At 67.8% G+C, this 12,964-nt stretch carries 13 protein-coding genes; 8 read left to right on the forward strand and 5 right to left on the reverse strand.

Going from position 1 to position 12,964, the window contains the following annotated elements:
- Positions 1 to 190 precede the first annotated feature (190 nt).
- From LL962_RS06810 to LL962_RS06820, 3 genes are all read right to left on the reverse strand, one after another.
- Positions 191 to 376 (reverse strand): hypothetical protein, encoded by a 186-nt coding sequence (locus LL962_RS06810; RefSeq protein WP_104588102.1) that lies wholly within the window; start codon positions 374 to 376, stop codon positions 191 to 193.
- A 189-nt stretch (positions 377 to 565) separates the two neighbouring features.
- Entirely contained in the window at positions 566 to 1,942 is a 1,377-nt protein-coding gene (locus tag LL962_RS06815) for an Hsp70 family protein (protein ID WP_228316390.1), read from the reverse strand.
- A gap of 78 nt (positions 1,943 to 2,020) precedes the next feature.
- Positions 2,021 to 2,494 (reverse strand): FKBP-type peptidyl-prolyl cis-trans isomerase, encoded by a 474-nt coding sequence (locus LL962_RS06820; RefSeq protein ID WP_228316391.1) that lies wholly within the window; start codon positions 2,492 to 2,494, stop codon positions 2,021 to 2,023.
- 223 nt (positions 2,495 to 2,717) lie between these two features.
- Between LL962_RS06820 and LL962_RS06825 the strand changes: the two genes are divergently transcribed.
- Positions 2,718 to 3,053 carry a zinc ribbon domain-containing protein YjdM gene (locus LL962_RS06825; RefSeq protein WP_104588099.1) on the forward strand — a complete coding sequence of 112 codons (336 nt, stop codon included), beginning with the start codon at positions 2,718 to 2,720 and terminating at the stop codon, positions 3,051 to 3,053.
- Between the two features lie 201 nt (positions 3,054 to 3,254).
- Here LL962_RS06825 and LL962_RS06830 read toward each other — a convergent pair whose 3' ends face one another.
- Positions 3,255 to 4,046 carry a hypothetical protein gene (locus LL962_RS06830; RefSeq protein WP_343237483.1) on the reverse strand — a complete coding sequence of 264 codons (792 nt, stop codon included), beginning with the start codon at positions 4,044 to 4,046 and terminating at the stop codon, positions 3,255 to 3,257.
- Between the two features lie 521 nt (positions 4,047 to 4,567).
- Here LL962_RS06830 and LL962_RS06835 point away from each other — a divergent pair.
- The 7 genes from LL962_RS06835 (at position 4,568) to LL962_RS06865 (ending at position 10,179) form a co-directional block, all read left to right on the forward strand.
- Complete coding sequence (locus LL962_RS06835) at positions 4,568 to 5,776, forward strand: MFS transporter (RefSeq protein ID WP_104588098.1); 1,209 nt, start codon at positions 4,568 to 4,570, stop codon at positions 5,774 to 5,776.
- 312 nt (positions 5,777 to 6,088) lie between these two features.
- Positions 6,089 to 6,259: a hypothetical protein gene (locus LL962_RS06840; RefSeq protein WP_167395382.1), complete on the forward strand. Its 171-nt coding sequence runs from the start codon at positions 6,089 to 6,091 to the stop codon at positions 6,257 to 6,259.
- 203 nt (positions 6,260 to 6,462) lie between these two features.
- The gene (locus LL962_RS06845) at positions 6,463 to 6,918 is read left to right on the forward strand and encodes a PA2169 family four-helix-bundle protein (protein WP_104588097.1); all 456 of its coding nucleotides are present in this window, start codon (positions 6,463 to 6,465) and stop codon (positions 6,916 to 6,918) included.
- 302 nt (positions 6,919 to 7,220) lie between these two features.
- Positions 7,221 to 7,823: an RNA 2',3'-cyclic phosphodiesterase gene (gene thpR / locus LL962_RS06850; protein WP_228316392.1), complete on the forward strand. Its 603-nt coding sequence runs from the start codon at positions 7,221 to 7,223 to the stop codon at positions 7,821 to 7,823.
- 48 nt (positions 7,824 to 7,871) lie between these two features.
- Positions 7,872 to 8,477, forward strand: a complete 606-nt coding sequence (locus LL962_RS06855; RefSeq protein WP_104588095.1) for an HD domain-containing protein — start codon at positions 7,872 to 7,874, stop codon at positions 8,475 to 8,477.
- 76 nt (positions 8,478 to 8,553) lie between these two features.
- Entirely contained in the window at positions 8,554 to 8,736 is a 183-nt protein-coding gene (locus LL962_RS06860) for an oxidoreductase-like domain-containing protein (protein WP_228316393.1), read from the forward strand.
- Positions 8,737 to 8,805: 69 nt separating this feature from the next.
- Entirely contained in the window at positions 8,806 to 10,179 is a 1,374-nt protein-coding gene (locus LL962_RS06865) for a virulence factor (protein ID WP_228316394.1), read from the forward strand.
- A gap of 52 nt (positions 10,180 to 10,231) precedes the next feature.
- On the opposite strand, the gene mprF is transcribed toward LL962_RS06865, so the two are convergent.
- Positions 10,232 to 12,796: a bifunctional lysylphosphatidylglycerol flippase/synthetase MprF gene (gene mprF, locus LL962_RS06870; protein ID WP_228316395.1), complete on the reverse strand. Its 2,565-nt coding sequence runs from the start codon at positions 12,794 to 12,796 to the stop codon at positions 10,232 to 10,234.
- Between the last annotated feature and the right edge of the window lie 168 nt (positions 12,797 to 12,964).

Here is a 12,964-nt window from a genome sequence, read left to right on the forward strand (position 1 = left end):
GTCTGGAGGGGTACATGGATACAGCGCGAAACCGACCGCCTTGTGCGATGGCGAGTCGGTGGAACGCTTCGGCGCGCACGGCATGCGTCCTACTTCGTAGCAGCTGGCAGACCGGGCAAGGCGAGCACGGCTGCAGCGGCCGGCAGCGACGTGCACGGCAGGCGCGCGCCTGTCGTGCACGCGGCCGATCTCAGGCGTTCTTGTCGCCGTCGTTGCGGGCGGGGCCGAAATTGGTGGTGAGCACCTCGATCCGGCCGCCGGTCTTGCGGAATGCGGCAATGTCGGCGGCGATGCGCTCGCGACTGAGCGGCTGCGACTTGCCTTCGCTGCGAGCGATGCTGGGCTGGGATTTCTGCTTGGTCGCGGGACGTGCCATGTGGCCTCCTGTAGCGGGGAATGCGATCACACCGCGTGCGGCAAGGGTGGCGCGCGCGGAAGCGGTGTCGAGAGATGCGACTGCGTCTGGTACGCCGATCGCGAGTGGCACGGCGGGCGTGCCTTGCCGGCAGGACGGCGATGCGTCGGGCGGCAATCGTCATTATAGGCGCGCGGCCTTGATTGGGTGTTAACGCGGCGCTGCGGGTCCTGTATCGCACGCAGCCCAGGCCAGGCCCTGGACCACGCCGAAGGACGGATCGCCCTGTACCAGGCGTGCCTGCGGAAATGCAGCGGCCACGGTGTCGCGCAGATAGCCTGCGCGCGACATGCCGCCGGTCAGAAACACGGTGGCCGGTGGGGTGGCCATTTCGGCGCGAACCTGCGCCAGCAGATCCTCCAGCTCGCGCAGATAGCCGGAAGCGGACGCGACCAGCGCATTCGCCTGTACATCGACTTGCAAGTCGCGTTCGATGAAGGTCAGGGCGGTTAGATGGCGCTCGCGTTCGCTCAAGGCGATCTTGCAGGCTTCCACGTCACGATACAGGCGCGCGGTGTTGCCTGTGTCCTGCAGCGCCTGCAGGCGGGTGTCGAACGGTGCCGGTACGTCCTGGTACTTGTGCAGGCGGAATTCGCGCTGCCGGGTCATGTCCTGCACCATCGCTGCTTCCACGTAATGATGGGCCGGCACCCGCGTGATGCCGCGGCCAAACAACGGCATGTAGGCAGCCAGGCTGAGCGCCAGGTCGATATCGGTGCCTCCGCGCGCAATGCCCCAGGCACGGTGTACCTGCGGGGGCGCGTCCCCGCCGACGCTGGCGTGGGCGATGTCGGTGGTACCGCCGCCGATATCCACCACCACGGTGTCGTGGCGGGTGTCGTGGCTGACGTGGTAATGCATGGCGGCGGCCGCCGGCTCTTCGAGAAATTCCACGGAGTCGAAGCCGGCGGCGATGGCGGCGGTCTGCAGGATGTCCAGCGCCTGTGCGTTGCCGGCGTCGCCGATCGAACTGCGGAACTGCACCGGACGCCCGAGCACCGCACTGCGGATGTTGACATCGAACTGGCGCGAGGCGGTGAGCCGGATATGCTCCAGTACGTGGGTGGCGATTCCGGTGATGGTCTGGCGCGCGCGCGGATGCAGGTTGTAGCCCAGCATCGACTTGGGACTTTGCACCAGACTGCCTTCGCCCTCCAGAAAGTATGCATCCAGCGCTTCGTCGCCATATACCGCGTTCTGCAGCAATGCGGCCGAGCTGCGCGGTTCGCGCACCTGCTCTTCCATCCACTGGCGACGCACGATGCGCAGCGCATCGCGGCGCAGGCTGTCGAGGTTGGCGGTGCGCCCGGCTGCGGTGGCGTCGCGGCGCGCCGAGTCGATCAGTCGCTGGACTTCGTACTCCAGCGCCGGAGTGAGGCTGAAGTTCTCCGGATCGCGCATGGTGTCCGGAAAATACACCGTGGTGCGGAATTGCAGCGCCTGGCCGAAGCGCACCGGCTGCAGCTGTCCATCGACGATCGCCGCAGCGGCGGAGTTGCTGGTACCGAAGTCGATGCCGAGTTTCATGCAGACAGCCTGTGAGCGGGCCGCGCACTTTACTACGGCTGCCGCGTCCGCTGCCTGGGCGGACGCGGCAGCGCTGGATTACGCCGCGATGTCGTCCACGTGGCCCTGATTCAATTCCTCGGTGGTGGCCTGGCGCACCTGCACCACCTCGACCGCGAAATGCAGCGTCTGCCCGGCCAGTGGGTGATTGCCGTCCACGGTGACCTGAGCAGGACCGACCTCGGTCACGGTGACCAGGACCGGGCCCTGCTGGGTGCGGGCTTCGAACTGGACGCCCGGCACGACCTCGACATCGGTCGGAAACGCTTCGCGCGGCACCTGCTGGATCAGGTGCTCGTGCCGCGGGCCATAGCCGTGTTCGGGCGCGATGTCGGCGGTGAGGGTATCGCCTGCCTGTTTGCCGTCCAGCGCGTGTTCCAGGCCAGGCACGATATTGCCGGCACCATGCAGATAGCTCAGCGGCGTGTCCGGCGTGGAACGGTCGAGAACCTGGCCGCTATCGTCGGACAAGGTGTAGTGAATGGTCGCAACGCGACCCTGGCTGATTTCCATTGGAAACCTCCATGACGGGTGATCGAGGGAGTGCATCGGCTGATTCACGATGCGAAGAGATGCCGCACACGCACCGTAGGCAATCGCGCGGGATCATGCAACCGCAGCCGCACCGGCAGTTGGGCGTGGGATCAGCTTGGTGGTGCAGGGCCGCGTACACGGCCTGCAGGTGATCGGTCGGCGCCGCGCTTTCGCCCCGGCGTTGCGCCGCATGCGTGATCGCATGTCCAGCGTCCCCGCCTGCCCGCAATGCGGACAGGACAACACCTATGCCGACGGCGCGTTGTCGATCTGTGCGCTGTGCGGTTTCGAATGGAGCGCGGACGCCGCCGCCGCGCTTGCGGTGGTGGTGCGCGACAGCAACGGCAACGCGCTGCAGGCCGGCGACACGGTCACGGTGATCAAGGACCTCAAGGTCAAGGGATCATCGATTCCGCTCAAGCAAGGCACGCTGATCCGCAATATCCGCCTGGTCGAAGACGACGCCGAGCATATCGAAGGCAATTCGGAAAAGATCAAGGGTTTGGTACTCAAGACCTGCTTCCTGCGCAAGGCCTGACGGCTGCAGCAGGCCTGGGAGGCGTGCGTCGCTCCCCGGGGGCGCCTGCGTTTGGAGCGGCGTGCCCGCGTTATCCGTCTGCATCCGCCGAGCGCGGATCGAGCATGGTCGGCGGCGGCGTCGTTGCGGGGGAATTTGGCCAGATGCGTGAAGATGCCCCTTCGGCGGTGAGGGTCACGGCAACCCTGTGCGGCGCCGGAGTCAGTCGCGTGGATAGACCGCCGCCACCACGCAGCTCTGGCGCATGCGCGAGAGCCTGCCGCCGCGTGTGGTCGTCAGGTCGCCGTCTTGTCCTGCGCCAGCGCTCGCGCCGGCAATGCCGATTTCGTCGAGGATGTCGAGCTTGTCGCCAGGATTGCCGCAGATGGCATTCAAGCCCATGCCGGAAACGAAGCGGATCGGCGGTGCGCCACTGAGTTCCCTGCAGCTGTCCAGCAACTCGACGCGATAGTGCCGGTGCGAACCGGGATGGCGCGGCGAGACCTCCACCACCAGGCCCTGGGCGTCTTCCGACCAGGCGCGCAGCATGCCGGGATGGAAGCAGTAGTTCGCCGAGCCGGTGAAGCTGCGCCGTCGCGCCTCGCGCACGTTGACGCCTTGCAGCGTCGGTATGGCGTCGTGGCTGTGCCGACGGGCGAGCTCGGCATAGCTGCGCGCGTCGAGCGGGGTGACCCGGGCGATCGCGCAATGTTGCTGCCCCACGCGCACATACGCTTGCGCTGCGTCGCAGACCCAGCCGTGCGGTGCCAACAGCTGGGCCCTGTCAGTTGTTGCATGCAGCAGACACTCCTGCGCCAGCTGCAAGCGAAACCGGCGGCCTGCGTGTTCGGCGACGGCCAGCGTGCGCGGGTCGGCCTGGTGCAATTCAGCCACCTGGCGCGCGTCCAGGCAGTGCGCGTCCGGAGCGGCAGGACGGGAAGTGTCCGGCGCCGCGTGGACCCCCGTGCACGCGAGCCATGCCGCGCCGAACAGAACCGCAGGAAACAGACGCATCGGGCACATCCATGGCGATGGGTTGGAAACCATCATGTGCCGACCTCGCTGCGCTGGCAATCGCCGGCCACGCCGCCCGATCTGCCTGGCGTGCGCCAGGCGGCAGGCAGATGCCAATGCAGGGTGGCGGTGCGGCTGGCGCTGTCTGGTGACCGCCTGCATACGCTGACCGGGAATGCGCCGTTAGCGCGGGATAAACCCTTGGCGCCACCGTCATACAGCAGGGTCTGGTCCACCTTGCCCAGTGGCGCGTTTCCCGCGCAGGCGGCGCCAGCTCCGAATCGGCATGGAGTAGCCCCTGTGGGTGGGCATGGGCGGGCGAGGGCGACGCCACATCGGAGGACTGCTGGCGGACTGGAGCGGTGACGGCGGTCTACGGATAGGACACTGCGTCGCCAGGTGGGCGATCGGCGCAGAAAGCGTGACTGGATCGGCGATCACGCGGGAGCTGCCGGCGGCAGCGGTCTTTCATGCGTTGTTGCATTGCACAATAATGTCCGGCTGTCATTCTGGAGTCGGCCATGTCCGATACCGACCGTTCCACGCCGCGCGTTTCGCGGCGCGATTACACGCTGATCCTGCTCGCGCTGGCGATGGGCGGCTTTGCGATCGGCATTAGCGAGTTTTCCACCATGGGCCTGATGGGCCAGATCGCGCAGGGCCTGCAGATCAGCGAACCGCAGGTGGGCCATGTCATCAGCGCCTATGCGCTGGGCGTGGTGGTGGGCGCGCCGTTGCTGGCGATCCTGGGCGCGCGCTGGCCGCGGCGCACCTTGCTGTTGTTGCTGATGGTGTTCTACGCACTGGGAAACCTCGCCAGTGCGCTGGCGCCGAGTTACCACGCGATGCTGGTGTGCCGTTTCATCGCCGGCCTGCCGCATGGCGCGTATTTCGGCGTGGCTTCCCTGGTGGCTGCCTCGATCAGCCCGCCCGATCGGCGAGCCACTGCGGTGGGACGGGTGCTGCTGGGCTTGAGCGTGGCGCTGCTGGTGGGCAACCCGCTGGCGACCTGGTTGGGGCAGATCGTCAGCTGGCGCTGGGCGTTTGCGTCGGTCTGTGTCATCGCGCTGGGGACGGTGGCAGCGGTGGCGGTGTTGTTGCCGCCCGCGCCGGACGAGCCGCGTCAACAGCCGTTACGCGAGCTGCGCGCGTTCAACCGCCCGCAGGTATGGCTGGCGCTGGCGATCGGTGCGGTGGGTTTCTCCGGCATGTTCTGCGTTTTCAGCTATCTCGCGCCGACGCTCACCTCGGTGACCGGTCTGGCGTCGGCACATATCCCGCTGGCGATGGCCGCGTTCGGCGTCGGTGGTGTGCTCGGCAGCATCCTGGGCGGTTGGCTATTCGATCGCCTGCAGTTTCGTGCCGTGCCGGTGTTGTTGGTGTGGTCGATACTGGTGATGCTGAGCTTTCCGCTGGCGGCGCGGTCGGGTGGGTGGGTGTTCCTGTCGATCGTGGCGGTGGGCACGATGGGCGCGCTTGCGCCGGCCTTGCAGACGCGGCTGATGGATGTGGCCGCCGATGCGCAGACCTTGGCCGCCGCATCCAACCACGCGGCGTTCAATACCGCCAATGCGCTGGGCCCGTGGCTGGGCGGCATGGCGATCACTGCCGGGTGGGGCTGGACGTCCACCGGCTATGTCGGCGCGGCCACCGCGCTCGGTGGCCTGCTGGTCTACGCGCTGGCGCTATGGCAGCAGCATCGCCAGGGTCCGGCGCCGATCACGCGTTGAGTGACCCTGCGCGATAGCGCTGCCAATGCGCAGGCGACGCGCTGAGCGCAATCTTGCCGATGTGGCGATTGCGGTGCGATCGTCGCAATGATCCGGTGAGCACGGCTAGTGGGACGATGATCGATGGGCGGCGCATTCGTACGCTGCACCGAACCCGATGCGGTGTCTGTTCTGCTGCAAGCGATGCGCCCCGGGCCGATCACTGCCCGGAGTCGGGGCAGTGGATTGTCTCCTCCAGGCGCTGCGTCCACGACAGGCTCACCCCTCGACGTGGACACTGCTGGCCTCTTCGCAAGCGGGCCGAACAGCGCAATGAGCGACTTCACGCCACCCCCCTGGAAACGCCCGGCTCCCAAGCGCAAAAGCTCGCCGCTGAGTGAGGCGCAAAAGGCCGCCGCGCGACAGCGCGCCGAAGCGGCGGGCCGTCCCTATCCGAACCTGATCGACAACATGTGGGCCAGCCGGCAGCCAAAAGGCTCTTGATCGGCGCTTGGCATCGATGAATCCCGATTCATCGGCTGCATGGCCGCGTGAGGGCAACGCGCCCGATGCTCACATGCCGATTATGAGCGCAGCGCCAGCATGAGCCCGTACACGACGCCAAGCTACTGCAGCCGCACCGGCGGTTGTCTTTCTCCCAGAACGTCTGCGCTGCGACAGCGCAGGCCCTCAACAAGGAGCAACACATGAGCATCCAGAGCAAGACCGAGCACAGCCTCAACGACTTGATCGCCATCTCCCGCGATGGCAAGGATTTCTACGAGGAAGCAGCATCCAAGGTGGGCGATGCGGAGCTGGCAACGCTGTTTCGCCGCATCGCCGGCGTCAAAAGCGACATCGTGAGCAATCTCAGCAGCGTGGTCGCCTCGGTGGGCGGAACCCCGGAGAAGCACGGCACCATGGTCGGGAGCATGCAGCAGTTCTACGGCAAGGTCCGTGCGACGCTGGGCGACACCAAATACGGTTATGTGGCCGAGCTCGAAGAGTCGGAGGATCGCCTGCTGAAGGCGTTCGACGAAACCATTGCGGACAAGGACACGCCAGCCGCCGCGCGCGACGCCGCGCTGCGCTTGTTGCCCGAAGTGCGCGCATGCCACGACGTCATGCGCAACCGCAAGCATGCGATGAAGAATGCGGCCTGATGTTGCCGCAACACTGAAGCGCATCGGTCGCGGTGCAGCTCCAGGATAAATCGATACAGGCGGGAAACGGGCGGCGGCAGTCGCCCGTTTCTTTTTGTACGAGCGAATTTTTTGCAAGAACAAGCGCCGTTGCCGGCATCGAACCGGCTGCATCGGAAACGACGCCTGTGCGCAACCTCGTCGCAGCGCGATGTCTATCCACGTCACGTGGTGCCGGTCGACATGTTCGTCGCGCAGCGCGTCTGCTAGTATCCGCCGCCCCTGTTCTCCCCCGTCCGTGTCGGCGGCTGTGGAATGCCCTCATGAAGCAGCCATTCCTGTACCTGTCGTCGGCCGATGCGCAGCTGTCGCTGGGCCTGGGCGAGGAGAAACCCACCGAGCGCCTGTTTTTCGCGGTGATGGCAGACGTGGAGACCGCCGAGCGGGCAACGTCCATCGCGCAGGGCCTACTGCAGGCAGGTCAGGTCGATGGCAAGCCGTTGAACCGCGAGCGCTTGCATGTGACCTTGCATCATCTGGGCGACTACGCTGGCGGATTGCCGCCATCGCTGGTGAGCCGTGCCAGCCAGGCGGCCGGGCGCGTGGCGATGGAGGCGTTCGCCGTGGAGTTCGATCGTGTCGGTACGTTCGGTGGGCGGCGTTCGCAGTTGCCCTGCGTGCTGCGCGGCGAAGAACGGGTGCGCGGGCTCTACGAGCTGCAGGGCGCGCTGGGGCGGCAGCTCGCACACGCCGGCATCGCCGGCGATGGCCAATACACGCCGCACATGACGTTGCTCTACTGCAGCCAGGCGCTGCCACAGCGGCGCTGCGATGCCCTCGCCTGGACCGTGCGCGAGTTTGCGCTGGTGCGCAGCTTCCTGGGGCAGTCGCGTTACCAGATCGAAGGGCGCTGGCAGCTGCGGTGATTGGCCGAGGCCATGTGCAGCGGCGCGGGGACGCGCTAGCCTGTGCGCATGGATGCGAGCACGCCCCTGCCACTGCATGTCGACGCGCTGGCCGCGCTGGAGCAGGCCTACGCGACGCCCGCGCGTGCCTACCATCACTTCGGCCATGTGCGGGCGGTGCTGCAGCATTACGCCGAGGTCGCTGCAGGACCGGGCTGGCGTCAACCGGTCGAAATCTGGCTGGCGGTGCTGTTCCACGACGCCATCTACCGGGCCGGGCGTAGCGACAACGAAGCGCAATCGGCGCTGTGGGCACTGGAGTGCATTCCGCGCTGGTGGCCGCAGGCCGGCGTCGATCTGCAACGCGTGCAGGCATTGATCCTGCTCACCGCGCGTCACGGGCAACTGCAGCCGCAGGAGGTGGACGAGGATGCAGCGCTGTTCCTGGACTGCGACATGGCGATCCTGGCGGCGCCGGCGGATGTCTTCGACGCCTACGATGGCGCCATTGCCGAGGAGTATCGCGGGCATGTGCCGGGCGTGCTGTTCCGGCATCACCGACGGCGGTTCCTGGCCGGGCTGCTGGAGCGTCCGCGGATCTTCCTGAGCAGCTACTTTCATGCGCGCTGCGACGCTGCGGCACGCGCCAACCTGCGTCGGCGGCTCGGTCGCTGACGGCAGTCGGGGGCAGCGCTGGCCGTCGGCCGCAGATGCGCTCAGGCCTGGTGGGCCCGCACGCTACACTGTCGACATGCCCGACAACGCCGCTTCCGCCGCCGATCCGCGCCCGCAACCACCGCAGGCACCCGCGCCCAACGAATGTTGTGACAGCGGCTGCCCGCTGTGCGTGCACGACCTGTACGCCGAAGAACTGCTGCGCTACCGGCAGGCGTTGGCGGTCTGGGAAGCGCGTCGGCAGACGCGGGCGGAATGAGCCGGGCGCGGCGCTTCGCGGCGACCGGCAGAACGATTATCTTTGGACCACCTTTCCCGATGATGCGACATGCGACGATCTGAAATGTGGAGCGCGCTCTGCGGAGCGGCGATGTTGGCGTTGGCGGGAGCGGCGGCGGCCCAGTCCTCCGAGCCGGTGACGCACGGCCGTTTCGAACAGGTGCCGGTGCTGATGCCCAAGGGCGAACCGCAGCGCGTGGTGATCTGGCTGGCCGGCACCGGCAACGCAGGCAAGCGGCAAGCGCAGGCCGAGGCCTTGCGCGCCGATGGCGCGATGGTGGCGATGGTGGATACCGCGCACCTGTATGCGGTCCTGCGCAAGGCCGGCGGCACCTGCACGTTCTCCGTCGGCGACGTGGAGAACTTCTCGCGCTACGTGCAGGCCTTCTACCACATTCCCACCTACCGCCTGCCGTTGCTGGTGGGCGACGGGGAGGGTGCCGCGCTGGCGTACGCCATCGGTGCCCAGGCCAAGCCGCATGTGTTGGCAGGCGTGCTCACCGATGGCTTGTGCCCGGCAGCGGTGAACGATCAGGCGATCTGTCAGCCCGGTGTGCGGCAAGGCAGCAACGCGCTGGTGCCGGCGCCGCTGCAGATTCCCTGGGTGCTGGCCGGCAGCCAGGACAAGCGCTGCCCGGCAGCTGCAGAGGCCGCGTTTCTCGCGCAGGTACCGCAGGCGCGCACCTTCAGGCGCACCGCCGGTGGCGACCTGCTGCCGGGCTTGCGCGCCGCGGCCCGCTCGCTGGGCGAGCAGAAGGGCGTGGTCTTGCCGCCGCCGCCCGGTGGCCTGGCCGACCTGCCGGTGGTCGAAGCGCCGGCCAAGCCCGATGGCGACGCCGACGACGACACGTTCGTGATCTTCGTCTCCGGCGACGGCGGGTGGGCCGGTCTGGACGAGGAAGTGGCTGACGCGCTGGCCGCGCAAGGCATTCCGGTCGTTGGCCTGGACTCGCTGCGTTACTTCTGGACCGAGCGCACCCCGCAAGGCTTTGCCAACGACCTGGACCGCATCGCGCGCGTCTACGCGCAACGCTGGCAACGCAGGCGCGTGGTGCTGATCGGCTTTTCGCAGGGCGCCGATGTGTTGCCGGCGGCGATCAACCAGCTGCCCGCATCCACCAAGCAGAACATCCGCATGACCGCGCTGTTGTCGGTCGGCAAGCTGGCGGACTACGAGTTCCACGTCAGCAACTGGCTGGGTTCGGATGACGAAGGCTTGCCGATCGCGCCGGAAGTGCAGCGTCTGCCGGCTGGCACCACGGTCTGCATCTACGGCCAGGACGACGACGACGCACTGTGCCCGAGCCTGCCGGCGCAGGCCGCCAAGCGCGTGGCGCTGCCGGGCGATCACCACTTCAAGGGCGACTACGCCACGCTGGCCCGGGTGATCATGCAGCAGTTGCACGCGGTCTCGCCGCCCTGAGGGCGGCACCACGTCCGGTACGCGGCGCGCAAACGCGCCGCGCCCGCCGCTCTTAGTCCTGGCGCCCGGGATCCACCGAGATCAGGCGGGTCACGTCCAGCAGCGCAGCCGGCAGGTGCATGCCGCCGGGCGCAACCAGATAACGCGGGCGCCAGATCGGGGCGAATTTCGACTTGAAGCGGCGCAGCCCGCTGAAGCCATAAAAGCGCTCGCCATGCCGCGCCACCAGACTGGCGAAGCGGTTCCAGCGGCCGGCGAGGCGATGCTCGGCCAGCCCCGACAGCGGCGCCATGCCGAGCGAAAAGCGCTTGTAGCCATTGGCCTGTCCCCACAGGAACAGCTCGATGAACAGGAAGTCCATGGTGCCCTTGGGCGCCTGTGCGCTATGCCGCATCAGGTCCACCGACAGCTCGCCGCCGGCCGGCGCCCACCACACGTTGGCGAACGCCACGATCCGCCCTTCGGCCTCGGCGACCGCCACCGGGAAGCGGCGCAGATAGTCCGCATCGAAGCTGCCGAGCGAGAAGCCTTTCTCCTCGCCGGACTTTTCCTCCAGCCATTGCTCCGATACCTCGGCCAGATGCGGCAGCACCGCGTCCACCTGATCCGGCTGCAGCATGCGGAAGCTCAGCCCGCTGCGCTTGCCGCGGTTCCAGGCCTGGCGCAGGTCGGCGCGGTCGCGGCCCTCCAAGGTGAATCCTTCCAGCGGCACGATCGCCTCTTCGCCGAGCTTGACCAGGGTCAGGCCCATGTCGAGGTAGGTCTGCCAGTATTTCTCGCCAACCTGATAGAAGACCGGACGCAGGCCCATGTGATCGGCCTCTTCGCGGAACCGCCAGATCAGCGCGCGCGCCACCTCGGGCGGGCCGACCGGGTCGCCCATCGAGATCAGCGAGCCGCCATAGCGTTGCATCATCACGAAACCGCTGCCCTGCGCGTCGAGCAGGAAGGCCTTGTCGCCGGTCAGCGCCAGGCAGGCCTGGGTGTCGGTGCTGGTTTCCAGGATCGGTGCCAGCGTCTGCAGGAATTGCGCATCGGCGGCCGGCATCGGACGCCGCCCGCCGCGCAGCAAGCGCGCCATGCCGAAGATGATCACGCCCACGCACAGGATCAACGCCGCGCGCAGCGCCCGCGGCGCGTTGGCGGAGGTGGCGAATTCCCACCACAGGTCGTTGCTGTATTCGACGTGGCTGTAGACGAAGAACAGCAGCCAGAACGTGGCCACCAGCACCAGGCCGAGATTGCTCAGCCAGCGCCACGACCAGGCTTCGTCCAGCAGTGCACCCTGGCGGTAGAACTCGCGGCGCGCGGCCCACAGCGCCACCGCCGCCAGCGCCGCCGACAGCGACACCGAGATATGGCTGCCGCGCAGCAACGACAGCGGCGGCAGCAGCACGCACACGCCCAGCGCCAGTACCCAGGCCGCATGGCTGCGACGCTGCAGCCCCTGACCGATCAGCAGCAGCATCATGCCGCCCAGGCTGACCAGCAGGTGGGAGGTCTCGATCAGCGGCAGCGGTGCCACGTCCTGACGTGCGCGTGGCGTGGGCAGGGTGCCATCGATCACCAGCGCCGCGCCGACCGCGAACACCGCCAACGCCAGGATCTGCGGCAGCCAAGGGCGCAGCGCCTTCCACACCGTGAGCGCAGTGCTGGCGCTGGCACGCACCGGCGCGCCGAGCCCGGAGGCCGCGGCCATGGCCACGGAGATCAGCAGCGGCACGATGTAATAGGTGACCCGGTAGGCCAGCGCCGCCGCCAGCACCGCCGCGGGCGTGACATGCGGCAACAGTTTGAGCAGGCTCCATTCGAACACGCCCAGGCCCGCAGGCACGGTGGAGACCAGCCCGGCGACCACCGCCACCAGCCAGATGCCGATGAAGCCGAAGTAGCCGGTACCCGGATCCGGCGGCAGCAGGACGTAGAACGCCGCCGCGGCCAGGCCCAGCTCCACCACGCTGAGTGCGCTCACGCCCAAGACGGTGCGGCGGTCGGGCAGCCAGAAGCGGTGGCGGCCGATGCCGAATTCGCGGCCCTGTCCGCCCACCAACGCCAGCATGGCCAGGTAACCGGCCAGCAGCGCGATGCCGGCCACACGAATGCCCCCGGCGGCGATCGGCAATGCGCGCGCGGCCGCTTCCGGTTCCAGCAGCAATGCCAGGCCGAGCAGGACCCAGGCGCCGAAGACGAAGCCCAGCGTGCTCATCAGCACCACCTGGCCGATCTCGGCCAGGGTGAGCCCGACGCTGCCGTAGCCACGCAGGCGGACTGCGCCGCCGGTGAGCGCGGCAAAGCCCAGGGTCTGGCCGACCGCATGCGCCATGAAGGCGGTGATGCCCACGCGCGCCGGATGCAGCCGCTTGCCGGTGCGCTTGAGTCCCACCCAGTCGAAGCCCACCAGGCACACGTAGCTGCTCAGTCCCAGCAGCAGCGTGAGCGCGATCTGCCCCGCGCCCAGGGCCCGGAACGCCTGGCGGATCTGCCGATATCCATGGTCGGTGAACTGTCCGGACAGCGCGTGCAGCGCCATTGCCAGGATCGCCAAGCTGATCAGCACGGGTAGCGCGCGTCGCCAGCCACTGGCGGGCGCTTCGGAAGGCATCGAGGTATCCGTCATGAGGGTAACGGGTGCTGTTGAAAGGGAAGAGGGGCCGATGCACGATACGTGCCGCGCCGGCCCGGGATCAGCGAGGGCGAGCGGATGGACGATGCATGCAGGGTGATTGGGTGAGTGCGGAAACCAGGTGAACGCATGCATCGGTTGTGCCGACACCCCGTCGGCACA

Source organism: Xanthomonas sp. NCPPB 1067, assembly GCF_020783795.1.
GTDB lineage: Bacteria > Pseudomonadota > Gammaproteobacteria > Xanthomonadales > Xanthomonadaceae > Xanthomonas > Xanthomonas melonis.